The sequence below is a fragment of the Streptomyces sp. NPDC014991 genome (genome assembly GCF_043080665.1).
Classification (GTDB): Bacteria; Actinomycetota; Actinomycetes; order Streptomycetales; family Streptomycetaceae; genus Streptomyces.
Genome location: NZ_JBIBVY010000003.1, coordinates 361,876 through 384,943, shown reverse-complemented (window position 1 = coordinate 384,943; position 23,068 = coordinate 361,876). Strand labels below are relative to the sequence as shown.

Sequence of the window (23,068 nt, the reverse complement as noted above, 5' to 3'; positions counted from 1 at the left end):
CGGGGCGAGGAAGGAGCACGTCTTCCATGGCGCCGGAGAGCCGCGACGAGGTTCGCCAACGGATCGAGTCGCTCTATGACCAGGCCGAGAACGCGACCGGGAACTTCAACGCGACCCGGGCCATGGCCGCCCAGCGGCGTTCGCGGGGCGTCCCGTTGGCCAAGCGGACGGGCCGGCGCCCGGAGCCGGCGCTGGACACGATGGCCCGGCAGTGGTTCGACGCGGCCCGTGCCAAGCTCGGCCCGACCGTCCCCGCCCTACTGCCCCCCGACCGTTTGCCCGACCGCCCGACCGTCCCGACGCGTCCCCAGGGCCGCGACGGGGACGGTGACCTGGCAGGCGGCGTTCGGGAGGCCTTGCCCCCGGGGCCCTCGGCCCACCCGCCCAGGGCGTTGGAGCGGGGGGCGGGAGGCGCGATCGGCGCGTTGCCGGTGGGGAGTTCGGGGGTCCAGCCGGGCGGCGGGCAGGCGCTGGGCGAGCTGACGGGTGGATCCGCCGGCAATCCGTGGTCGGCCGAGGGCACCGGCGTGCCGGGCGGCGGGCACGCGACGGGCGGGCCGGTGGCGGTCGGTGCGGTAGGCCGGTCGGCGGCGATGCTGGAAGGCGGACAGGAACTGCCCAACACGGCACTGCCTCAACGCCAGCTCGGTCACCTCGACTTGATGACCGTCGAAGCGACCGGCCGGAGTATGCCCGAACTGGCGATGGCAGGCGGCTCGGTGGGCCTGCCGGACTTCGCGGAGCAGGCGCCGGCCGGTGTCGGCGCCGCCGGGACGGCCCTGCTCCCGGCCGCCGCGCCGCCCACCGCCCAGGCGAACCCGGTCCAGATCCCCAGACCGCTGCCCGGCGCCGCGCCGGGTCGCCCCTCCCCCACCGTGTCCAAGGCTGACAGCCGGCGCAAACTCACCGCGGCCCGCGACCTGCTCACCCGGTACACCTCCCGACCCGCGCTGACCACCGACCCCGTCCGGCCCGCGTTCACGCAGGCAGGGTGGAACACCGGCGCCCAGCCGCCTCACTGGGCCACGTCAACGGCGGCGCCCGGTGTTCCGCCGTTGCCCGAGACGCCGTCAGCGGCGGCCGTGCCCGACGTTCCGGCCATGGCGGCGCCCGCCGTGACGCAGACCGCCGACGCTCTCCCCGTCGCGGCATTCCCGGCGGCCGGCACGAGCAGTTACCCGGCCATGACGGCCCCCGGCATGACGACGTCCGCCTCCGCAGCGGACACGGGCTCGTACGCGTACCCGGCCACCTCCGCAGCGGACACGGGCTCGTACGCGTACCCGGCCACCTCCGCAGCGGACACGGGCTCGTACCCCCACCCGGCCGCATCCACGTCCGTCGGCGTCGCCGGCATCGGCACCGGCTCCCGGGCCCTGCGCGCCGCCAAGGCGATCGCGTTCGCTCGGGCGCAGGTCGGGAGGCCGTGCGTATGGGGCGCGACCGGGCCGGGTTCGTACGACTGCTCCAGCCTCGTCCAGGCCGCGTGGAGGGCCGCCGGAGTCATGCTGCCGCGCGCGGCGCACGAGCAGGCCCTGGCGGGCACCCCCGTCGCGGTGGCCGGTGCGGAACCGGGTGACCTCGTGCTCTTCTTCGACGACGACCGGCATGTGGGTCTCTACGTCGGTGACGGGATGATGGTGCACGCCCCGGGGCCGGGGTCGACCATCCGCGAGGAGTCGGTCTACGGGGCCGGGGAGGCGGCGATCCACCGCGTCGTCCGGCCCGCGTGACCCGGAGTGACGGGTGGGTCGGGTCTTCGGTACCCGGCCCATAAGCCGGGCCTCGACACCCCATAAGATCGCCTTATGAGGTCATAGGCCGGACCCCTGTACCTGGTTAGGTCTGCCTTAGTTTAGGCTTCCTGTTCGAGTCGCCGTTCACACTCGAAGGGAACCTGATCATGCCGCGCCCCCTGCGGGTAGCCATCGTCGGAGCCGGCCCCGCCGGGATCTACGCCGCCGATGCCCTGCTCAAGTCCGAGGTGGCCGCCGACCCCGGTGTGTCCATCGACCTCTTCGAGCGAATGCCCGCCCCGTTCGGCCTGATCCGGTACGGCGTCGCGCCCGACCACCCGCGCATCAAGGGCATCATCACCGCCCTGCACCAGGTGCTCGACAAGCCGCAGATCCGCCTGTTCGGCAACGTCGACTACCCGACCGACATCAGCCTGGACGACCTGCGCGCCTTCTACGACGCGGTGATCTTCTCCACCGGCGCCATGGCCGACCGTGACCTGTCGATACCCGGCATCGAACTGGACGGCTCCTACGGCGCCGCCGACTTCGTCTCCTGGTACGACGGCCACCCGGACGTCCCGCGCACCTGGCCGCTGGAGGCCGAGAAGGTCGCCGTGCTCGGTGTCGGCAACGTCGCCCTCGACGTCGCCCGCATCCTGGCCAAGACCGCCGACGAGTTGCTGCCGACCGAGATCCCGCCGAACGTCTATGACGGTCTCAAGGCCAACAAGGCCGTGGAGATCCACGTGTTCGGCCGCCGTGGCCCGGCGCAGGCGAAGTTCAGCCCGATGGAGCTGCGCGAGCTGGACCACTCCCCGAACATCGAGGTCATCGTCGACCCCGAGGACATCGACTACGACGAGGGCTCGATCGAGACCCGCCGTGGCAACAAGCAGGCCGACATGGTCGCCAAGACCCTGGAGAACTGGGCGATCCGGGACGTCGGCAACCGCCCGCACAAGCTGTTCCTGCACTTCTTCGAGTCGCCGGCGGAGATCCTCGGCGAGGACGGCAGGGTCGTCGGCCTGCGCACCGAGCGCACCACCCTGGACGGCACCGGCAACGTCAAGGGCACCGGCGAGTTCAAGGACTGGGACGTCACGGCGGTCTACCGCGCGGTCGGCTACCTCTCCGAGAAGCTGCCCAAGCTGCCCTGGGACATCGACTCCGGCACCGTCCCCGACAAGGGCGGCCGGGTGATCGAGGAAGGCGGCACCCCTCTGCCGTCCGCCTACGTCACCGGCTGGATCCGGCGCGGCCCCGTCGGTCTGATCGGCCACACCAAGGGCGACGCCAACGAGACCGTGGCCAACCTCCTGGACGACTACGCGAACGGCCGCCTGGACACCCCGGCCACGCCCGAGCCGGAGGCCGTCGACGCCTTCCTCACCGAGCGCGACGTCCGCTTCACCACCTGGGAGGGCTGGTACCGGCTGGACGCCGCCGAGCGCGCCCTGGGCGAGCCGCAGAGCCGCGAGCGGGTGAAGATCGTCGAGCGTGAGGACATGCTGCGGGCCAGCGGCGCGTAAGGCCGCACCCGGCCGGGTTCATCGGGGCCGGCGCACCGGCCCCCGCGCCGTCCGGCCCCCGGCCGGACGGCGGACCGCTCCCGCGACGGCACCGACGGCAGCCGCCGGGCGAAGGGGCCGCGCGGGTCCCCGCCGCTCCCGCGCCGGCCGGCGGATGCCGCGGCCCGAGGGACGCGCGAGAGCCCGGCGGACGGTCGGGGTGGGCGGGCGGGGCGGAGCCCGGGAAAAGTCCGCCGGCCCCCGGTAACGGCCCTGTCAGGGTCCTGCGGTGTTCTCCCTGTCCGAGCCCGCCCTCTTCGGCCGCCTGCGCGAGGCCCGTCGCGTGCTCGTCGCCGGGGCCGGCGGCGGCTTCGACGTCTGCGCGGGGCTGCCCCTCGCCCTCGCGCCGCGATCGGCCGGCAAGGACGTGTCGCTGGCCGACCTGTCCTTCGCCGACCGGTACGGCCTCGGCCCGGACAGCTGGGTCGCGGAGGACGTCGCCGCCGTCCGCCCGGACACCCCGCTGCGCGGCGACTGCTTCCCCGGGCGCGCGCTCGCCCGGTGGCTGCGGTCCCAGGACCTGCCCGACACCGTGTACGCCTTCCCCCTCACCGGCGTGGAGCCGCTGCGCGCCGCCTACCGGGCGCTCCTCGCGCACCTGGGCGGGGTGGACGCGGTCGTGCTGGTGGACGGCGGCACCGACATCCTGATGCGCGGCGACGAACACGGTCCGGGCACCCCCGAGGAGGACATGGCGATCCTGGCCGCCGTCGCCGGGCTCACGGAGGTCCCGCAGCGGCTGGTGGCCTGCCTGGGCTTCGGAGTGGACGCGGCGTCAACCACTCTTTGGTCCTGGAGAACCTGGCCGCCCTGGACCGCGACGGCGGCTGCCTGGGCGCGTTCTCGCTGCCCCGCGACAGCGCGGAGGGCGCCGCCTACCTCGACGCGGTGGCGCACGCCCAGCGCTGCCACACGAGCCGTCCGAGCATCGTGCACGGATCCGTCGCCGTAGCCGGGCGCGGAGACTTCGGCGACGTGCGGTTCACCGAACGCACGCGCGGCAGCGAGCTGTTCGTCAACCCGCTGATGGCGCTGTACCTCTGTGTCGACCTGCCCGCCCTGGCGCACGCCGATCCCTGTCTCGGCCGGCTGGAGGGCACCGTCCTCATGCGTCAGATCAGCTCGGTCGTCGCCGCGTTCCACGACGAGGTGCCCCGGCAGCGGCAGCCCCGGGTGTTCCCGCACTGAGCCCCGGCGGGGTGAACGGGGCCCGCCCCTGAGCGGATGGTCGGGCGGGCCCCGTTCGCCGGACCATTGTCGACGCCGTGCACGGTGGCGCGGCACGGGTGCGCCACGGTCGTGTGACGCGTACCGCGCGCATCCCGGGCGCACGGCGCGCACCCCGTGCGCGGGCGCACCTCCATCCGGGCGCGCGGCGCCGGGCCCCGGCCGACGTACCGCCGGGGCGAGCGGTGATACTGGGAGGCGCACCCGCCCCCATCAGCAGATTGGCTCATGTCGAACTCCGCCGGCGACCGCGCCACCATCCCGCAATCCGTCTGGGCGGCCCGGGGCCGCCACACCGGCCCCGACCCCGAGGACGTCGTCCGCCGCATCCTGCACCGGCGCAAGGAGAGCGGGGACATCGACGACTTCGCCGAGCCACCCGCCGGCGAGGACCCGGCCAGGCGGGTCTTCGAGGCCCGCTGGCGGGCCGGCGCCACGGTGACGGTTCGGGCCCGGCTCACCCTCGTACCGCATCCGAGCCGGCCGCAGGACCACGAGTGGCGGCTCGTCGCGGAGGCGGAACGCCCGTGGGACGACACATGGCCCTCGCCCGCGACGTTGTTCTGGCCCGGGGGCGGCGCGGACGGGACCGACGACTCCTGGGACCATCACGCCACGGTCCCCGGCCTGCGCTTCCGGCAACCCAACGCGCTGCCTCCGGACGACAAGGAGATGCGCCGCCGGCTGCGGGAGGCGGCCCGCGAGGCCTGGTGCGTCAACCTGGTCGTGCACGAGGCGATGACGCCGGACGAGCGGGGCAGACTGCCCCTGACCCGGCTGCTGCCCCCCGGCCTGCGGGACCGCGTGGTGGAGCACCGGGCCGCGCCGCAGCAGCTGCGGGCCGTCAACTGGGCGCTCAAGGACCTCGGCGTCGAGGTGCCGCGCGGTGGTGCGGTGCTGCTGCCCCCCGACCCGGCACCCAAGGACTACGACGGCCGGGAACACAGCGTGCGCAACGTGTTCCTGGACGGTTCGGAGCCGGTCGAACTCATCGCGGCGCTACGGCATTTCACCGCCCAGCCCCGGCCCATGCCGCAGGGCGCCGAGGAGGCGCTGACCGACCTGCGCGACAACTGGACCCTGAGGACCGTCAGGGAGGAACTGGAGCGCGAGCGGCGGCTCGTCGCCATGTACGCCGAGGCGCTGGAGGCGATGACGAAGTCCCGGGATCTGTACAAGCAGGCCGCCGAGCAGGCGCTGGAGGCGTTGTCCGCCTACCGGGACGTCCCCGCGGCCGCCCTGCCGCAGCAGCAGCGGCCCACCGCGCGGACGCCGGTCGCGCTGCACCAGTTGACAAGGACGTTCGAGCGGCTGAGGTTCACGGCCAAGGGCCGCCAGCGGCCGGAGTCCACCGCGGGCGCCTCCCCGGACGAGGCTCCGGCCGGCGGTACGGCGGACGGCACGGTGGCGGACGGCGCCGGCGCTGGTGCCTCCAGCGGCTCCGGCGGTTCCGGTGGCTCGGACGGCCGGTTGGCTTAGCCCGGCATCGGACGGGCAGAAGGGGCGGAAGGAGGCGGAAGGAGTGCGCATGGACACGTCCGGCACCGTGCTGGTCGTCGCGGCCGTCGCCGCGGCGGCGCTGCTCGCCCTCGCCGTCGCTCTGCTCGTCCGGCTGGTACGGACCCGGCGGTCGCTGCGGCGGGCCGGGCTGCCGACGGGACCGCGCTGGGTGTTCTGGGGGGCGGTCGCGTATCTGGTGCTGCCCACCGACCTGTTGCCCGACCCCGTCTACCTGGACGACATCGGCGTCCTGCTCCTCGCGCTGCGCAGCCTGCGCGCAGCCCGACCACTGCCACCCGGCCCGTCCGAACCCTGACCGGCGGGGTGACCGGGGCTCGCGGTGCCGTGGATGGTGCGGGGGTGGACCGGCCCTGGCGCCCGGGGCCGGCTCAACGGCCCCCGTCCACCAGGCGACTGCTGCCCGCGGTCAGGGTGGTCAGCACGACCGTCAGTGCGGCGAGTGCGGCCGTCGCGGCTGTCAGGCCGGCGATCGAGGGCGGCGCGAGCGTCGCCGCCTCCAGACGGGCCGGGTCGGGCACGCCGAGGCGTCCGCCGAGCGCCTGTCCCGCGGCGAGCGCCGCCGTGACACCGGCCGCGGCCGTCGCCGCGACGAGCCGGGCCGGCGCCGCCCGCGCGGTCATGGCCAGCGCCAGCAGCCCGCACAGCGCCGAGGCGAGCAGCGTGGCCCCGAGTACGCCCTGAGGCAGGCCGGCCCAGTAGCGCGGGGCGTGAGCCGCCCCGCACAGCAGCACCAGTGGTGCGGCGCCACGGGCGGCCCACGCCTGGGACCCCGGCCCCCGGCCGTACCCGGCACGTTTCCTGTCCCACCGCTCCCTGGCCGCCTGCTTCCCGACCAAGTCCTTCCTCGACGACCGCTCCCCCGCCGTCCGGTGCCCAGCCGCCTGATCACCAGCCGCCTGATGCCCCGCTGTCCGATCCCCCGCGGTTCGATCCCTCGCGGCGCGCTCATCGGCCGGACTGTCGTCGGCGGCGGGTCGGCCGGGTCCCTCGGGCTCGGAAACCGGTGCCTCGGTGCCGGGCGTGGGCCGCGGGGCGGCGGCCCCGGGAGGCGCAGGCTCGGGCAGCGGGCGTTCCCGCCTCCCGCGGTCCGCGGCCAGACGGCCGATCAGCTCGGCGAGTTCCTCGACGGGCCGGTGCTCGGCCACCGCCCGCACGGCCGCCTCCCCGCAGCGGGGTTCCACCGGAGCGCGGTTCAGCAGCTGCATAAGCCGGGAGACGTCCTCCAGGGAGCGGTGCTCCGCGGCCGCCCGGATCGCCTCGTCGGCGCTGTCGTTCCCCCTGGGCGGCTCGGTCAGCAGCGTCACCAGCCGGGTGACATCCTCCACGGACCGGTCCACCCCGACCGCACGCAGCGCGTCGGCCGTGGTCCGGGCGTGCTCGGGTGACTCTTCCAGCAGGGTGATGAGCCGGACGACGTCCTCCAGCGGACGGTCGGCGACGGCCGCGTGGACCAGGTCGCGCAGGAGGTCGCCGTACGCGGAGCCGTGCGCGGAGTCCTCCGCGCGGGGCGGCTCCCCGGGGGGACGTGGCGGCCGTGTCACCAGACGGGGGGCGAGCCTGGGAACGCCGGTGGTGGCCGGTGCCGGAGGTATCAGCAAGTCGTCGGGACGGGAGGACGAAGAGCGCATGGTCATCTCGGCTCCAGGGGAAGGGCGCGACCGCGCACCTGGCCCCGTGTGCGGTTGCGGCGTCACGGAGTCCATTACTAGGAGTGGCTTCTCGGCGCCGCCACTCGGGCGGGGCACAGGTGTGAGACCACCGGGCGACGCGCAGGAACGCGGTACGTACGCCGGAACGCGCAGCGGCGCCCCGCCGGCGCGGTCCGCTCCGGCCCCGGCTCCCTCCCCCGCCCAGGTGCGTTCCGCGTGCCTGGTGGCGCATTCTTGCTGTGTCATCCATGTCATCCATCCGGAGGCGCACGGGACGGGGTAGGCCGATGGCTGGGAGCGGCGAGCGGGCGGTCCGTACGCGGGCCCGGCTGGCCGCGTTGCTGGCCGACGCCTCGACCGGCGCGCTCGGGGCGGCCGACGCCCGGGTGGCGGGCGTGTATCTGCGGTCCCGCACCCCGGGCACGCTGCGCCTCGCGGTACTCGTGGGACTGCCCGGCCCGCTGTTCCGGCCCTGGTGGCGACTGCACGTCGGCCGCCCCTTCCCGGTCGCCGACGCCTACCGGCTCGGTGTGCCGGTGGTACTGCCGAACGCCACGGAGACCATGCGCCGGTATCCGCAGTTCGCGGCCGGTCTGCCGTTTCCGTTCGGCTCGGTGCACGTACCGGTGCCGGGCGGGACCGAACCGCTGGGCGTCCTCACGGTGCTGCGCCCGTCGGTGGCGGACACCTTCGACGGACTCCTGGACCAGGACCTGCTCACCCGGCTCGCCGATGGCCTCGGCACCGGTCTGCGGGCCCTGGCCGACGGCGACGAGAGCGCGGTGGCCTGGGACGCGGAGCCGCTGAGCGTCCGGCCGCCCGCGAGCCGGCCCGCGCGGGCGGCCGCGGGACGGTTCAGCTGGGACCCGGTGACACGGGCGGTCTGTGCGGACGACCGGTTGCACGCGCTGCTCGGCCTGCGTCCCGGCGAGTTCGCGGGGACGGAGGCGGCGCTCGCGGACGCCGTGGCCCCGGCAGACACGCACCGGATCCTGGCCGCGCTGCGCGATGCCGCCGCCGGAGCACCGCCGGGCACGCCGCTGGACCTGCGGTCCGGGGCCGGCACACCGCGGCTGCTCGATCTGTGGCCCGCGTCCGGCGGCGGTACCGGTACGGCGGGGTGCGATGCGGTGCGCGGGGTGGTGTTCGACCTCGGCCCGGGAGCCTCCGCGGACGGCGCGGCCGATCTGCTGCCGGAGGGCGTGTTCTGCCTGGACCGGCTCGGGTCGATCGTGTACGCCAATCCGGCCGCGGCCCGGTTCGCGGGCCGGGAGCGGGAGTGGCTGCTCGGGCGCGCGCTGTGGGAGGCGATGCCGTGGCTCTCCGGGCCGCCGTACGACGATCATCTGCGAGGCGCGCTGCTCGCCCAGGACCCGGTGCACTTCCACGCGCGGCGGCCGGCCGGCGAGCGGGACGAGCCCGGTGCGGACGAGTGGCTGGCCGTGTCGGTGCACCCCGGCGCGGACCTGCTGACCTGCACACTCGTCCCGGCCAGCCGCATGGAGACCGCGATGGCGACGGTCCCCGAGACGCATGTCCCTCAGGGCCCGGTGGTGGCCGGTCACTCGCTGGCGCCGCTGTACCGGCCGATCGCCCTCGCCATCGCGCTGACCGACGCGGTGACCGCCCGGCAGGTGTCGGCCGTGGTCATGCAGGAGCTGCTGCCCGCGTTCGGCGGCCGGCGCCTGGCCATCTACCTGCTTCAGGAGCGCCACCTGTACCTGGCCTGGGAGACAGGCTTCCCGCAGGGTTTCCTCACCTCGTTCGAGGGGGTCGGCCTGGACGCCCACCTGCCGGGCGTGGAGACCCTGACCACCGGCCGGCCGCTGTTCTTCGAGTCGATGCGGCAGCTGGCCGCCGCCTACCCGGGCATCGCGCTCGACGCCCACGAGGGCGCCCGGGCCTTCCTGCCGCTGATCGCCTCCGGCCGGCCGGTCGGCTCCTGCATCCTCGGCTTCGAGGGCTCGCGCGACTTCAGCACGGAAGAGCGTACGGTCCTCACCGCGCTCGCCGGGCTGATCGCGCACGCGATGGAGCGGGCACAGCGCTACGACAGCGAGGCGGCGCTGGCGCGCGGTCTCCAGCAGGCCCTGCTGCCCCGCCGGCTGTCGACGCACCCGAGGGTGGAGACCGTGGGCCGCTATCTGCCCGGTACGCAGGGCCTGGACGTGGGCGGTGACTGGTACGACGTGGTCGGGGCCGGGGACGGGCTCGCACTGGTCATCGGCGATGTGCAGGGGCACGGGGTGCAGGCGGCGGCCACCATGGGGCAGCTGCGCAGCGCCGTCCGCGCGTTCGCGCTGGGCGACTGGCCGCCGGACGAGGTGCTGAGCGGCACCAACCACCTGCTGATCGACCTGGACCCGGGCCAGTTCGCCAGCTGCTGCTACCTGCGCCTCGACCCTCTCACCGGCCGGACCAGGATCGCCCGCGCCGGCCATCCGCCGCCGCTGCTGCGCGCCCCCGACGGCAGCACCCGCCGGCTGGACATACCGGGCGGTGTCGTCCTGGGGGTGGATCCGGCCGCCCGGTACCCGGTCACCGAGGTGCTGCTGGAGCCGGACGCGATCCTCGCCCTGTACACGGACGGACTCGTGGAGCGGCCGGGCGCCGACATCGACGACGGCATCGCCACGCTCCGGCTGGCGCTCGCCCGGGCCGGCGTCCGCGCCGGCCGGTCCGGCAGGCGGTCCCTGTCCGGGGTCGCCGACCGGCTCACGGCGACCGCCCGGCACGCCACCGACCGCCCCGACGACGTGGCACTCCTGCTCGCCGCCCGCCGCCCGGCTTCCGCACCGCATGCCGGGCCGGCCCCCGCGGCCGCGCCGCCCATGCCGCACGGCTGACCCGCTCGCACCCCGCCGCCCCGGACACGTCGGTCGCCGGCCGCCGATTCCCGGTCAGCGGCGGGCAGCGCGGGTGACGGTCTCGCCTGGGGGCGCCGGGCAGTGTAGACATGGCGCATGGTGCGACTGCCCGGCCGGCCCGCGACCCGGCCGTCCCGTTCTGTCGGGCACCCGCGCGCACCGCAGGACCCGCCGCGGGACGGGAACGACACGGACCGCACCCGGCCGGGGATGCTGCGGGCGGCGATGTCGGGACGCAGCGTGGCCGGGCAGGTGTTCCTGCTCCAGGTGGTGATCGTGCTGCTGCTGGTCCTCTCGGCCGTGGTGGCGCAGCTCCTCCAGGTGCGGCACGACAGCGACCTCGAGGCCACCAACCGCTCCCTGGCCGTGGCCGAGACGTTCGCCGACGCGCCCGGCACGGCCGCCGCCCTGCGCTCCCCCGACCCCACGGCCCTGCTCCAGCCACGCGCCGAGGCCACCCGCAAGGCGACCGGCGTGGACTTCGTGGTCGTGATGAACACCGACGGCATCCGCTACACCCATCCCAGGACCGACCGCATCGGCAGGAAGTTCGTCGGCACGATCGCCCCGGCCCTAGCCGGCCGCACGGTCACCGAGCACATCCTCGGCACCATCGGCCCGCTGGTGCAGGTGGTGGTCCCGGTCAGGGACCCCGCGGGCAAGGTGGTCGGCCTGGTGTCCGTCGGGGTCACCACCGCGCACGTGGGCGGGGCCGCCGACCAGCAGCTGCCGTTGCTGCTCGCGGCGGCGGCAGCGGCGCTCGCGCTGGCCACCGCGGGCACCGCCCTGGTCAGCCGGCGGCTGCTGCGCCAGACCCGCGGTCTGGGACCGTACGAGATGACCCGCATGTACGAGCACCACGACGCGGTGCTGCACGCCGTCCGGGAGGGCGTGCTGATCGTCGGCGGCGACGGGCGGCTGCTGCTCGCCAACGACGAGGCGCACCGCCTGCTGGACCTGCCCGAGGACGCCGAGCGCCGGCATGTCCTGGAGCTGGGCCTGGACGACGAGACGGCGGGACTGCTGGCCTCCGGGCGTATCGCCACGGACGAGGTGCACCTGGTCAAGGACCGTCTGCTGGCGGTCAACCAACGGCCCACCGACCTGCGCGGCGGCCCGGCCGGGAGCGTGACCACGCTGCGCGACTCCACCGAGCTGCGCGCCGTGTCCGGCCGCGCGGAGGTGGCCCGGGAGCGGCTGAACATGCTGTACGACGCCGGGGTGGGCATCGGCACCAGCCTGGACGTGACGCGTACCGCGGAGGAACTGGCGCAGCTGGCGGTGCCCCGGTTCGCGGACTTCGCGACGGTGGACCTGTTCGACGCGGTGCTGAGCGGGGAGGAGCCGCGGCCGGGGACGGCGCTGCGCCGCGCGGCCTGTGCCGGCATCCGCAAGGACGCCCCGCTGTACCCGGTCGGCGAGCGGATCCGGTTCGTACCCACCTCACCGCAGGCCCGCAGCCTGGTCACCGGCCAGTCGGTGGTGGAGCCCCGGCTGCGTGCCTCGCCCGGCTGGCGCGCGCAGGACCTGGAGCGCACCGACCAGGTCCTGGCGTACGGCATCCACTCGCTGATCACCGTGCCGCTGCGGGCGGGCACTCTGGTGCTGGGGCTGGCCAACTTCTGGCGGTCGGAGAAGCCGCAGCCGTTCGACACGGAGGAACTGGCGCTCGCCGAGGAGCTGGTGGCACGGGCGGCGGTGTCGATCGACAACGCCCGCCGGTACACCCGCGAGCACAGCATGGCGGTCACCCTCCAGCGCAGCCTGCTGCCACGGACGCTGCCGGAGCAGGGGGCGCTCGACATCGCCTACCGCTATCTGCCGGCCCAGTCCGGGGTGGGCGGCGACTGGTTCGACGTGCTGCCGCTGTCCGGCGCGCGGGTGGCGCTCGTCGTCGGCGATGTCGTGGGGCACGGGCTGCACGCGGCGGCGACCATGGGCCGGCTGCGTACGGCCGTGCACAACTTCTCCTCGCTCGATCTGCCGCCCGACGAACTCCTCGCCCTGCTGGACGAGCTGGTCGGGCGGATCGACCAGGACGAGACCCCGGCGACGGGTGCGGCCGTGGTCACGGGCGCGACCTGCCTGTACGCGATCTACGATCCGGTGTCCCGGCGGTGCTCCATGGCGCGGGCCGGTCATCCGCCGCCCGCGCTGGCGCGCCCGGACGGCAGCGTGGAGTTCCTCGACCTGCCCGCGGGTCCGCCACTGGGCCTGGGCGGGCTGCCGTTCGAGACGGCGGAGCTGGAACTGCCGGAGGACAGCCGGCTGGTGCTGTACACCGACGGTCTGGTGGAGGACCGGGAACGGGACATCGACGAGGGGCTCGACCTGCTCCGCGACGCCCTGCTCCGTACGCCGGGCGCGTCACCGGAGGACACCTGCCGTACGGTGCTGGACCGGCTTCCGGCCCGGCCGAGCGACGACGTGGCGCTGATCGTGGCCCGTACCCGGGTGCTGGGCGGGGACCGCGTCGCGGAGTGGCAGGTGCCGTCCGATCCGGCGGCCGTGTCCGAGGTACGGGCCTCGGTGACCCGGGAACTGGCCGGCTGGGGCCTGGAGGAGCTGGCGTTCACGACCGAGCTGGTCCTGAGCGAGCTGGTGACCAACGCCATCCGCTACGGGCGCGGCCCGATCGGGGTACGGCTGCTGCGCGAGCGCACGCTGATCTGCGAGGTCTCCGACCACAGCACGACGTCCCCGCATCTGCGGTACGCGGGGACCACCGACGAGGGCGGCCGGGGCCTGTTCCTGGTCGCCCAGCTCGTCGAACGCTGGGGCACCCGCTACACCCCGCACGGCAAGGTCATCTGGGCGGAACAGCCACTGCCGTGAGCGCGCCGCGCTGACCGGGCCGGCCCCGCGGAGGGGCGCCGTCCGGCAGGAGAACGCGGAACGGGTACGGCGGGGCCCGGCGGGCGGGTGACGCGGAAGTGGCCGCGGCCGGCATGGCCGTCAGGGGTCATGTCCGGACGCGGCGCACGGTCGCGGGCGCGGTCCGCCGGGCCCGGTGACCCGGTCCGCCCGGCCCGGGTCACCAGGCCCGGCCGCCCGGGTGGGGCGGTGGCGTCAGTCGTCGCTCAGCCGCGAGCGCAGCAGCTGCTTGCCCAGCTCGGCACCCTTGCGGCTGTCGGCCTGGGCCTTGCGGAACAGGTCGGCGACCTTGTCGTCCTTCTCCCGCTCGGCGTCCTGGATGTACTGCTCGAGGCGCAGTGCGTTGCTCAGGCACGCCTCGACGTACCAGATCAGGTTGTAGTCCTTGTCGCGCGTGCCGGTGACGTCGCCGGTCTCGCTGGTGCTGGTCATCCGGGGTCTCCTCCCTCTGTCGACCCTGCGGGCGATTGGGCTTGCGGGGCTGCCGGGTACCCGTGGCGCCCCGCGGACACACCGCCCGATCCGGACAGTCGGCTACTCGTCGATCACCGCGCCGAAGCGGGCACCGTGGGCGGCGCCGCCGAGAGCGGCGGCGCCGTGGGAACGGGAGCCGTCGGCGAGCAAGCCGTCGCCGCTCGCGGGCAGCAGCCACACCGCGCCGTCGCCCGCGTTCTCGCCGGGCGCGGCGGCCACCAGCCCGGAGCGGCCGTCGCCGTCGGTGTCGACCAGGCGCACCTGGCCGCCCCAGGCGTCGTCCGCCTCGGCGGTGCCCGGGATGCCCGGGGTGTTCTGGTCGAAGGACTGGGCGTGGGTGCCGGTGAGGCCCTCACGGGAGCCGCGCAGCAGCCAGACCGCGCCCGCGTCGGTGACGGTGCCGATGTCCTCGCCGGGCGCGCCGACCGCGACGTCCGCGTAACCGTCGCCGTCCACGTCGGCGACCGAGAGGTCGTTGCCCCAGGCGTCGCCCTTCTCGGCGGTGCCGGGGACGCCCGGGGAGTTCTGCGACCACCACTGCGGGGCGGTGCCCGGGCCCTGTGTGCCGGCCGGTCCGTAGTGGACGCCGACCGGTCCGCCGGGCGCGTCCGCGTCGCCGGTGGCCTCGTCGACGGTGCTCAGCCGGCCGACGACGAGGTCGTCGTAGCCGTCGGCGTTGCTGTCGCCGGAGGCCGAGCCGAGCCCGCCGTGCAGGTCGCCCCGGTAGGCGAGGCCCTCGGGGCCGCCCGCGTAGTACGCCGACCAGCCCTTGGCGTAGCCGTCGTCCGGGCTGTAGCCGGACGGGGACGGGGGGTGCGGTTGTGGGACGCGAGTGGGCTGTGACACGGCGGTGACAGCCGTCCGGGTTCAGCCGAGGGCGCGGTCCAGGTTGAACGCGGCGCTGATCAGGGACAGATGGGTGAACGCCTGCGGGAAGTTGCCCTGTTGGCGGCCGGTGCGGCCGATCTCCTCGGCGTACAGGCCGAGATGGTTGGCGTAGGTGAGCATCTTCTCGAAGGCGAGGCGGGCCTCGTCGAGGCGGCCGGCCCGGACGAGCGCCTCGACGTACCAGAAGGAGCAGATGGAGAACGTGCCCTCGTCGCCGCGGAGTCCGTCGGGGCTGGCCTGCGGGTCGTAGCGGTAGACGAGGGAGTCGGAGACCAGGTCGTCGGTGAGGGCGTCCAGGGTGGACAGCCACTTGGGGTCGGTGGGGGCGATGAACTTGGCGAGCGGCATCATCAGCAGGGAGGCGTCCAGGACGTCGCTGCCCTCGTACTGCACGAAGGCGCCCCGGCGCTCGGACCAGCCGCGGTCCATGATCCGGCGGTAGACGGTGTCCCGGGCCTGCCGCCAGCGGGTCAGGTCGGCGGGCAGACCGCGCCGGTTGGCCAGGCGGATGGCCCGCTCGATCGCGACCCAGCACATCAGCCGCGAGTAGAGGAAGTTCTTGCGCCCGCCGCGGGTCTCCCACACCCCCTCGTCGGGTTGGTCCCAGTGGTCGCAGACCCAGTCGACCAACTGGCACACGTCGTCCCACTGGCCGCTGGAGATGGGCTGGGCCCACGTGTCGTAGAGGTAGATGGAGTCGATCAGCGCGCCGTAGATGTCGAGCTGGAGCTGGCCGGCGGCGGCGTTGCCGACGCGGACCGGTGCGGAGCCCTGGTGCCCCTCCAGGTGCGGCAGCTCACGTTCGGGCAGGTCGGTGCGGCCGTCGATGCCGTACATGATCTGCAAGGGGCCGGTGCCGTCGCCGCAGCCTGGGCTGATGTGCGTGGTCACGAACCGCATGAAGGCCTCCGCCTCGCCACTGAAGCCGAGCCGCAGCAGCGCGTACACACAGAACGCGGCGTCCCGCACCCACACGTACCGGTAGTCCCAGTTGCGCTCGCCGCCGAGCTGTTCGGGCAGACTGGTGGTGGGGGCGGCGATGATCGCGCCGGTGGGGGCGTAGGTGAGGAGCTTGAGGGTGAGCGCGGAGCGGTGCACCATCTCGCGCCAGCGGCCCCGGTAGCGGGACTGGTGGAGCCAGCGCCGCCAGTAGGCGACGGTGGCGGTGAACTCGTGCTCGGCCTCGGCGTGGGCGCAGCCGCGCGGGGCGATCCGGACGCCGGCCTGGTCCAGGGCGAACACCGCGGAATCGCCCTCGTCGAGCTTGAAGTCGGCCCACGCGTCCCGTTCGTCGTACTCCAGGGCCGTGGTGGAGGTGAGCGTCAGGGACAGGTCGGGCGACTCGAACAGGACCATGCCGTCCAGGGTGCGCAGGGTGTGCGGGGCGGCTCCGTAGTCGAAGCGCGGGGCGACCAGCGCCCGGAAGGGCACGGTGCCGCGGACGCAGACCACACGCCGGATGAGCCGGTGCCGGCCGGTCTCGCCGGAGCCCTCCGTCCCGACGGGCATGAAGTCCTGCACCTCGCCGACGCCGTCCTCGGTGAAGAACCGGGTGATCAGCACGTTGGTGTCGGGGAAGTAGAACTGTTTGGTGCGGGCCGGCACGGTGGCGGCGAGCTCGAACCGGCCGCCGCGCTCGGCGTCCAGGATCGCCGCGAAGACGCTCGGGGCGTCGAAGGACGGGCAGCAGTACCAGTCGATCGTGCCGTCGGTGCCGACCAGGGCCACACTGCGCAGATCGCCGATGAGTCCGTGGTCGGCGATGGGGAGGTAGCGGCGGCCGAGGGCGGTGTCCTCGGGGAACGGCGTCTCGGCCATCGGCGGCCTCCCGGTTCGGTACGGGCCTTGTCCCGCGATGCGGGCGTCGTCCCGCTCACGGGTGTTTCCCGCTCACGGCCGTCTCCCGCTCACGGGTGTTATCCAGCTTAGGAGCGAGTGGGCTCGCATGGCGTGGGCAGGCGCTTCCTCGCCGCCCCCGGCGCTTTCCGGATGCAGGGTGCGCCGCGGCGGGCAATGGTGGAGGGTGCCCCGTTCGAGAGGCACCGGCACGGATGCGGTCATCCGGACCGAGGAGGAGGCATCATGTCGACATCCACACCCGAAGAGTCCCGGTCGTCGTCGGACGACGTCCGCACCCCGGACGCCCTGCTCCACTCCGCTCCCTCGAGGGACGTCACCCCCGAGGATCTGGTGATGGCGGCGGGCAGGGACGTCACACCAAAGAACCTCGACTGGGCGCGGCAGAAGCTGGAGTCCGAGGGCTCCGCGGCCGTCGAGAAGCTGCTGCCCTAGGGCGGTCCGGGGAACCCGAGAGAGACGGACGGCGGTACCGGCCGGGCGGGGGGACGCCCGGCCGGTACCGCCGTCGCGCGCGTGAGGCCTCGTGCGCCGTGACCGGGGCCGGGTGCCGGCGGTCGCGGGCGCCGGCGGTCACTCCGGCAGGACGGTGTCGTCCGGGATCACGTGGACGGCCGCCTCTTCGGCGCCTGCCGCTCCGCCGTCGATGCCCACGTCTTCGGCGACCTCTTCCTTGACCGTGTCGGTGTGGGCGCCCTCGTCCGGGGCGACCAGGCGGCCCGCGCGGGCGTCTCCGGCCTCGGAGTCGACCGGCTCGCCCTCGCCGCCCGGCAGGTCGCCGATCTCGTCACCGGCCGGCGGGGTCACGTCCGGGACCTCCTGGCCGAGCCGCTCGTCCAGGCTCTCCCCCTCGTGCTGCTCGGCGGCGGTGATGCCGTGCTTGGTGACGCCCAGGGGACGTTCGGGCGGGGAGTAGCCCTCGTCGAGGATGTCGTCGTAGGTGCGCTCGCCCACCGCGTCCTGAAGGTCCAGGGGTGCGGCGTCCTCCTGTTCCTCGTTGCTTCCGGTGGGCTGGTAGGCGTCGTCCGCCATGGGGGTCTGCTCGGACTGGTCGCTCATGGTCGCCTCCTTCGCGGTTCACGGGTCCTGCACCGCGTAACCCGCAAGAGGATCATTAACCCCATCGTCACCCGGGCCGTGGCCGAGCCGCCCCTGATCCGCTCCGGCCGCGTCGGAAGCCGTGGACGCGGTGCCGGGCCGAGGGCTGGGCGTCGGCGGGGCGGGGAGGAGCGGAGCGGAGCCAGGGGCGGTCACCACCCAGCCTTGTGCCGTCCGTGCGGCATATGCAACCCCGTGTGCGGTAAAGCGCGCGGCAGTCCTTCCCCATGCCTGCCCCATGCCTGGGGCAGCGGCGGGGGCGGATGTCAGCGGCGGGGTCCGGGTACGACGTGGTACAGCCGTACGCCCCCCAGCGGCACGGACGTCCAGGCGCGGGCGTATCCGGGCGGCGAGCCGCCCGCGGGCACCAGCGTGGCGACCGGCAGACGCCGGGCGGTGCGGGTGATGCCGTCGTCCGTGGCGTTGGCGTTGGGACCGGTCGTGGCGGCCGAGGCGCAGCCGGCCTGGAAGGCGACAGGGAGGGCTTCCTCGCCGGTGACCAGGCAGGGCGCGCGTACGCCGAGACGGTTCAGCTCGGCCGCGGTGCGGGACCAGGTCCGGTGGGCGGCGGCCGTGTTGCCGGCCGTGTGCACGAGCACCGCCAGCTGTACGGCGAGGTGGGCGGCGAGCCCGGCGCAGACCAGCGTCACGGTGACCGGGCGGCGGGAGGAGCGGGGAAGCGTCGTCAGGTGAACGAGCGCGTCGGCGACCGGGACGGCGAGCAGCGCGTAGGCGGGCAGCAGGAAGCGGGGTGCCGCGTAGCCGATCAGGAACAGGTAGGGGAAGGCGGCCGTCGCCGCGCAGGCGAGCGGCAGGGCTGTGGCCGCCGTGCGCCGGGCGCGGACGGCGACGGCCAGGCCGAGTGCGGCGAGCAGCGGCAGCACGAACCACCAGACGGTGAGGGCCGGGTGGGGCGGACCGCCGGTGCACGGCCGGCACAGGGTCCGCCCGCCGAGGCTGCGCAGCTGGTCGACGACGGCGAGGTGCCAGCCGAGGCCGCCCTGGATCGCCGAGCCGTCGGCCAGCCGCCGGGCCAGGCCGCCGTAACGCACGTACGCCTCGATCACCCACTCGGCGGCGCCGGCGGCGAGTCCGGTCAGCAGCACGAGCAGCGCCCGCCGGTGGCGTCGGACCGCACCGAGGACGAGCAGCGCAAGGGCCGTCCAGACGGCGTCCGTCGGCCGCATCCACGCCATGAGCGCCGCGCTCGCGGCCAGCCCCACCAGGGCGGCCCGGTCCGTCCCGGCGCCGCCGGCCCCGGCGCGCAGGAAGCAGGCGACGGCCGTGAGCGCGCCCACGGCGACCCAGTAGTTGGGCATGGCCTGCGGGCCGTAGAACAAGGTCACCCACAGCGAGGCGAAGAGGGCGCCGGCGAGCGCCAGGACGCGGACCGGGAACAGGCTCCGCCAGGCGCGCAACGCCAGGTAGAGAGCGAGGCCGGAGAGGACCGCGAGGTAGATGCGCAGCAGGACGGTGGAGGACGACCAGGCGGCGACCGGCGCGACGAGCAGGGAGACACCCCGGGCGCGCGGGGCGCTGAAGAAGGAGGCCGGGGCGTGGCCGGCGACCTGGCTGACGTAGACCGTCTCGTCCCAGCCGAGACCCGTGCCGGGGCCGAAGAAGGCCAGTTGGGCGAGGGTGAAGACGGCGGCGACAGCCGCGAGCGGGGCGGTGGCGCGGACCCGGGTGCGACCACCGGCGGTCGCCGGGTACGTGGCGCGGCGCTCACGGCGCGCGCCGGCGTGCGGGGCGTCCGTGCTGCCGGTCATGGATCACCGCTTCTCGCCTACAGCTTTCTCACGCTGCTCCCCCACGGCTCACCGGCCCGTACGGGGCGGGCAGGGAACCGGGAAGCCACCGCCAAGCTAGCCCGGTCCGTCCGCCCGCGCGGGGCGGATACGACCATCCGGCCGACGGCCCTACACGCTGACAAACCGGGGCCCTACCGGCACAGGGCCCGCGGCGGGACCACGGAAATGGGCAACCGTCCACGGAACGTCCCGCACCGACGCGGCACACCCCCGCCACCAGGCCCAGGCCGGACGCTCCCAGGGGCGCGGGGAACTGCGCGACCGGTCGCAGACGCCCCGCACCCGGCGACGGACGCGCACGCCCCCCACACCCGGCGGGCAGCCGACCGGCTCAGCCGCCGTTCGGTGCCCGGTGGGCCGGCTGGTCCGGGGCGGCGCGGCGGACCATCGGCGGTATGGCCCGGACGGCCGGTTCGTCGGTGCTGATCGTCAGTGACTCCCCGTGGTGACGGATGGTCAACGGCGCTCCGTCCAGCAGCGCGTACGTCGCCTTGTCCGCGCCGATCTCCACACGCAGCCGGCGCCCGCGGAACTGGAGGTGGAAGGCGAGGCGGCTCAGCCGCTCGGGCAGGCGGGGCGCGAACCGGGGCCCGTCGCCGTCGCGGCGCATGCCGCCGAAGCCCGCGACCAGCGCCATCCAGGTGCCCGCGAGGGAGGCGATGTGCAGTCCGTCCCGGGTGTTGTGCTCCAGGTCGTGCAGGTCCATCAGCGCGGCCTCGGTGGTGTAGGCGTACGCGAGGTCCAGATGGCCGGTCCGGGCGGCGATGACGGCCTGGCAGCAGGCGGACAGTGAGGAGTCGCGCACGGTGAGCGGCTCGTAGTAGGCGAAGTTCCGGGCGATCTGCTCCTCGTCGTACTCCCGCTCGAAGTAGTCCGCGCAGGTGTACATGGCCAGCACGAGGTCGGCCTGTTTGACGACCTGTTTGCGGTACAGGTCGAAGTAGGGGAAGTGGAGCAGCAGCGGGTACTGGTCGGCGCGGGTGCCGGCGAAGTCCCAGCGCTGGTAGCGGGTGAAACCGGCGTGCTGTTCGTGAACGGCGAGTTCGTCGTTGTAGGGGAGGTGCATGGTGTCCGCGGCGTCCCGCCAGGCAGCGCTCTCCTCCTCGTCCACGCCGAGCCGCCGGGCCTCGCGCGGGTGGCGTTCGACGGCGTCGGCGGCGGCGCGCAGGTTCTGCCGGGCCATCAGGTTGGTGTACGTGTTGTCGTCGGCGACCGCGCTGTACTCGTCGGGGCCGGTGACGCCGTCGAGGTGGAAGACGCCGTGCCGGTCGTGGTGGCCCAGCGATCGCCACAAGCGGGCCGTCTCCACCAGCAGCTCCACGCCGGTCTCCCGCTCGAAGGCGGTGTCACCGGTGGCTTCGACGTACCGGACGACGGCGTCGGCCACGTCGGCGTTCACGTGGAAGGCGGCGGTGCCGGCCGGCCAGTACGCGGAGCCCTCGGGGCCGGCGATGGTCCGCCAGGGGAACGCGGCCCCGGCGAGCCCCAGCTGGGCCGCGCGTTCGCGGGCCTCGTCCAGGGTGTTGTACCGCCAGCGCAGCGCCTCGGCGACGGCGGCGGGCGCGGTGTGGGTGAGCACGGGCAGCACGAACATCTCGGTGTCCCAGAAGGCGTGCCCGTCGTACCCGGAGCCGGTGAGCCCCTTCGCGGGGATCGCGCGCTGTTCGGCGCGGGCTCCGGCCTGGAGGACGTGGAAGAGGGCGAAGCGGACGGCCTGCTGGATCTCCTCGTCGCCCTCCACCTCGACGTCGGCGCGGGCCCAGAAGTCGTCCAGGCAGGCCCGCTGGTCGCTCAGCAGGCCCTGCCAGCCGTCGTGCCCGGCCGCGGCGAGCGCGGCGTCGACCTGGTCGGCCATCGCGGGCAGCGAGCGGGTGCCGGACCAGCCGTGGGCGACCAACTTCTCCACCCGCAGCGTCTGTCCGGGCTCCAGCACGGAGGTGACGGTCAGCCGGGCGACGTCGATGCCGCTCTCGCTGCGGGTGGTGGTGCGGTCGGGGCCGGTGACGACGTGGTCGGCGGCGACGGCGACCCTGAGGCCGCTGCGCCGGGTGCGGTGCACCAGCCGCAGCCGGTTGCCGGCGGCGAAGCCGTCCTCCTGTTCCAGCGGCGACTTCAGCGCCCTCGCGGCGCGCGGGTCGCCGTCGGGCTGCGGCAGGCTCTCGTTGGCGACCAGTTCCGACTGGATCACCACCCGGCTGCGGCTGCCGACGGCCTCCACCTCGTACGCGACCGCGGCCACCGCCCGCTGGGTCAGCGACACCAGCCGCGTGGAGCGCACCCGGACGGTGGAGCCGGCCGGCGAGATCCACTCGCAGGTCCGCTCCAGCACACCGCGGCGCAGGTCCAGCACGCGCTCGTGGGCGACGAGACGGCCGTAGCGCAGGTCGAACGGCTCGTCGTCCACCAGCAGCCGCAGGACCTTGCCGTTGGTGACGTTGATGACGGTCTGACCGGACTCGGGGTAGCCGTAGCCGGCCTCCGCGTAGGGCAGCGGATGCACCTCGTGGACGCCGTTGAGATAGCTGCCGGGCAGGCCGTGCGGTTCGCCCTCGTCGAGGTTGCCGCGCCAGCCGACGTGCCCGTTGGACAGGGCGAACACCGACTCGCTCTGGGCGAGGACGTCCAGGTCGAGGGTGGTCTCCCGGACGGTCCACGGTTCGACTGCGTAGGCCCCCTCGGTGATCACTGCTTGCCTCCCAGCTCGGCGAGGTCCCGCACGACGGTGTCGGCGCCGTGCTTGTAGAGCGCGTCGGTCTGGCCCACCCGGTCGACGCCGACGACGTATCCGAAGCCGCCGGCGCGGCCCGCGTCCATACCGGCCAGGGCGTCCTCGAAGACGGCGGCGCGGGACGCCTCGACGCCGAGGTCACGCGCGGCGGCGAGGAACGTGTCGGGGTGCGGCTTGCCCGGCAGGTTCCGCTCGGCGGCGACCACGCCATCGATACGCGTGTCGAAGAGGTGTTCGGCTCCGACGGCGCGCAGTACGTCCTGGCAGTTCGCGCTGGAGGAGACGATCGCGGTGCGCAGCCCCCGGGCGCGGACCGCCTCCAGGTACCGCAGGGTGCCCTCGTACGCCTCGACGCCGCCGGTGCGGATCTTCTCCAGCAGCAGGTCGTTCTTGCGGTTGCCGACGCCGTGGACGGTGCGGGCGTCGGGAGGGTCGCCCGGGCCGCCCTCGGGCAGGTGGATACCGCGCGAGTCGAGGAAGGCGCGGACGCCGTCGGCGCGGGGGCGGCCGTCGACGTACTCGTCGTAGTCGGCGTCGTCGAACGGCCGTCCCTGCTCGCCGTCGTAGGCGCGCAGCAACGCGTCGAACGTCTCCTTCCAGGCCGCCGCGTGCACGACGGCCGTCTTGGTGACGACCCCGTCGAGGTCGAAGAGACAGGCCTGGATGGTGTCGGGCAGACCGAGCTGAGTCATACCCAGGACTGTTCCCCGTCGGGAGCGCTCCAGTGGGTGGCGCACGCCACATGTTTGCCGAACGGGCGATGCGAC

General features: G+C 74.5%; 14 protein-coding genes and 2 pseudogenes. 8 read left to right on the top strand and 8 right to left on the bottom strand.

What is annotated here, in order from left to right:
- The first annotated feature begins 26 nt into the window (after positions 1-26).
- The 5 genes and pseudogenes from ACF1BE_RS08060 (at position 27) to ACF1BE_RS08040 (ending at position 6,350) form a co-directional block, all read left to right on the top strand.
- On the top strand, positions 27-1,733 hold the full coding sequence (locus tag ACF1BE_RS08060; RefSeq protein WP_392198113.1) for an NlpC/P60 family protein: 1,707 nt from the start codon (positions 27-29) through the stop codon (positions 1,731-1,733).
- A gap of 170 nt (positions 1,734-1,903) precedes the next feature.
- Positions 1,904-3,268, top strand: coding sequence for an FAD-dependent oxidoreductase (locus tag ACF1BE_RS08055; RefSeq protein ID WP_392198112.1), 1,365 nt, complete (start codon positions 1,904-1,906; stop codon positions 3,266-3,268).
- 268 nt (positions 3,269-3,536) lie between these two features.
- Positions 3,537-4,495 (top strand): annotated as a pseudogene (locus ACF1BE_RS08050) (DUF1152 domain-containing protein).
- A gap of 267 nt (positions 4,496-4,762) precedes the next feature.
- Positions 4,763-6,013, top strand: a complete 1,251-nt coding sequence (locus ACF1BE_RS08045) for a hypothetical protein (protein ID WP_392198111.1) — start codon at positions 4,763-4,765, stop codon at positions 6,011-6,013.
- Between the two features lie 49 nt (positions 6,014-6,062).
- Positions 6,063-6,350, top strand: a complete 288-nt coding sequence (locus tag ACF1BE_RS08040; RefSeq protein WP_392198110.1) for a DUF1232 domain-containing protein — start codon at positions 6,063-6,065, stop codon at positions 6,348-6,350.
- 73 nt (positions 6,351-6,423) lie between these two features.
- Here ACF1BE_RS08040 and ACF1BE_RS08035 read toward each other — a convergent pair whose 3' ends face one another.
- Positions 6,424-7,689 carry a hypothetical protein gene (locus ACF1BE_RS08035; RefSeq protein ID WP_392198109.1) on the bottom strand — a complete coding sequence of 422 codons (1,266 nt, stop codon included), beginning with the start codon at positions 7,687-7,689 and terminating at the stop codon, positions 6,424-6,426.
- Positions 7,690-7,991: 302 nt separating this feature from the next.
- Here ACF1BE_RS08035 and ACF1BE_RS08030 point away from each other — a divergent pair, with 302 nt between their 5' ends.
- Together ACF1BE_RS08030 and ACF1BE_RS08025 are read left to right on the top strand one after the other, a co-directional pair.
- Positions 7,992-10,550, top strand: a complete 2,559-nt coding sequence (locus tag ACF1BE_RS08030) for a SpoIIE family protein phosphatase (RefSeq protein WP_392198108.1) — start codon at positions 7,992-7,994, stop codon at positions 10,548-10,550.
- A gap of 231 nt (positions 10,551-10,781) precedes the next feature.
- The gene (locus tag ACF1BE_RS08025; protein ID WP_392198237.1) at positions 10,782-13,406 is read left to right on the top strand and encodes a SpoIIE family protein phosphatase; all 2,625 of its coding nucleotides are present in this window, start codon (positions 10,782-10,784) and stop codon (positions 13,404-13,406) included.
- Positions 13,407-13,640: 234 nt separating this feature from the next.
- Here ACF1BE_RS08025 and ACF1BE_RS08020 read toward each other — a convergent pair whose 3' ends face one another.
- The 3 genes and pseudogenes from ACF1BE_RS08020 to ACF1BE_RS08010 form a co-directional block, all read right to left on the bottom strand.
- Positions 13,641-13,877, bottom strand: coding sequence for a hypothetical protein (locus ACF1BE_RS08020; protein WP_392198107.1), 237 nt, complete (start codon positions 13,875-13,877; stop codon positions 13,641-13,643).
- Positions 13,878-13,979: 102 nt separating this feature from the next.
- Positions 13,980-14,720, bottom strand: a pseudogene (locus ACF1BE_RS08015) (FG-GAP repeat protein); the annotation flags it as partial.
- A gap of 66 nt (positions 14,721-14,786) precedes the next feature.
- Positions 14,787-16,625: a glycoside hydrolase family 15 protein gene (locus ACF1BE_RS08010; RefSeq protein ID WP_392198106.1), complete on the bottom strand. Its 1,839-nt coding sequence runs from the start codon at positions 16,623-16,625 to the stop codon at positions 14,787-14,789.
- 264 nt (positions 16,626-16,889) lie between these two features.
- On the opposite strand from ACF1BE_RS08010, the gene ACF1BE_RS08005 reads away from it, so the two are divergent.
- Positions 16,890-17,099: a hypothetical protein gene (locus tag ACF1BE_RS08005; RefSeq protein WP_392198105.1), complete on the top strand. Its 210-nt coding sequence runs from the start codon at positions 16,890-16,892 to the stop codon at positions 17,097-17,099.
- Positions 17,100-17,237: 138 nt separating this feature from the next.
- Here ACF1BE_RS08005 and ACF1BE_RS08000 read toward each other — a convergent pair whose 3' ends face one another.
- The 4 genes from ACF1BE_RS08000 to ACF1BE_RS07985 all read right to left on the bottom strand — a co-directional run bounded on the left by ACF1BE_RS08000 (position 17,238) and on the right by ACF1BE_RS07985 (position 22,993).
- Positions 17,238-17,723 carry a DUF5709 domain-containing protein gene (locus ACF1BE_RS08000; RefSeq protein WP_392198104.1) on the bottom strand — a complete coding sequence of 162 codons (486 nt, stop codon included), beginning with the start codon at positions 17,721-17,723 and terminating at the stop codon, positions 17,238-17,240.
- A 305-nt stretch (positions 17,724-18,028) separates the two neighbouring features.
- Positions 18,029-19,531, bottom strand: a complete 1,503-nt coding sequence (locus tag ACF1BE_RS07995) for a hypothetical protein (protein WP_392198103.1) — start codon at positions 19,529-19,531, stop codon at positions 18,029-18,031.
- Between the two features lie 373 nt (positions 19,532-19,904).
- Entirely contained in the window at positions 19,905-22,259 is a 2,355-nt protein-coding gene (locus ACF1BE_RS07990) for a glycoside hydrolase family 65 protein (protein ID WP_392198102.1), read from the bottom strand.
- Positions 22,256-22,993, bottom strand: a complete 738-nt coding sequence (locus tag ACF1BE_RS07985) for an HAD family hydrolase (protein ID WP_392198101.1) — start codon at positions 22,991-22,993, stop codon at positions 22,256-22,258. The genes ACF1BE_RS07990 and ACF1BE_RS07985 overlap by 4 nt, the downstream gene beginning before the upstream one ends.
- Positions 22,994-23,068: the final 75 nt, after the last annotated feature.

What these genes read in the sequence shown, in the direction of transcription:
- ACF1BE_RS08010 (WP_392198106.1), bottom strand. Translation starts at nt 16,625, where the DNA reads ATGGCCGAGACGCCGTTCCCCGAGGACACCGCCCTCGGCCGCCGCTAC.
- ACF1BE_RS08005 (WP_392198105.1), top strand. Translation starts at nt 16,890, where the DNA reads ATGTCGACATCCACACCCGAAGAGTCCCGGTCGTCGTCGGACGACGTC.
- ACF1BE_RS08040 (WP_392198110.1), top strand. Translation starts at nt 6,063, where the DNA reads ATGGACACGTCCGGCACCGTGCTGGTCGTCGCGGCCGTCGCCGCGGCG.
- ACF1BE_RS08025 (WP_392198237.1), top strand. Translation starts at nt 10,782, where the DNA reads ATGCTGCGGGCGGCGATGTCGGGACGCAGCGTGGCCGGGCAGGTGTTC.
- ACF1BE_RS08020 (WP_392198107.1), bottom strand. Translation starts at nt 13,877, where the DNA reads ATGACCAGCACCAGCGAGACCGGCGACGTCACCGGCACGCGCGACAAG.
- ACF1BE_RS07985 (WP_392198101.1), bottom strand. Translation starts at nt 22,993, where the DNA reads ATGACTCAGCTCGGTCTGCCCGACACCATCCAGGCCTGTCTCTTCGAC.
- ACF1BE_RS08055 (WP_392198112.1), top strand. Translation starts at nt 1,904, where the DNA reads ATGCCGCGCCCCCTGCGGGTAGCCATCGTCGGAGCCGGCCCCGCCGGG.
- ACF1BE_RS07995 (WP_392198103.1), bottom strand. Translation starts at nt 19,531, where the DNA reads ATGACCGGCAGCACGGACGCCCCGCACGCCGGCGCGCGCCGTGAGCGC.
- ACF1BE_RS08035 (WP_392198109.1), bottom strand. Translation starts at nt 7,689, where the DNA reads ATGACCATGCGCTCTTCGTCCTCCCGTCCCGACGACTTGCTGATACCT.
- ACF1BE_RS08000 (WP_392198104.1), bottom strand. Translation starts at nt 17,723, where the DNA reads ATGAGCGACCAGTCCGAGCAGACCCCCATGGCGGACGACGCCTACCAG.
- ACF1BE_RS08060 (WP_392198113.1), top strand. Translation starts at nt 27, where the DNA reads ATGGCGCCGGAGAGCCGCGACGAGGTTCGCCAACGGATCGAGTCGCTC.
- ACF1BE_RS08045 (WP_392198111.1), top strand. Translation starts at nt 4,763, where the DNA reads ATGTCGAACTCCGCCGGCGACCGCGCCACCATCCCGCAATCCGTCTGG.
- ACF1BE_RS08030 (WP_392198108.1), top strand. Translation starts at nt 7,992, where the DNA reads ATGGCTGGGAGCGGCGAGCGGGCGGTCCGTACGCGGGCCCGGCTGGCC.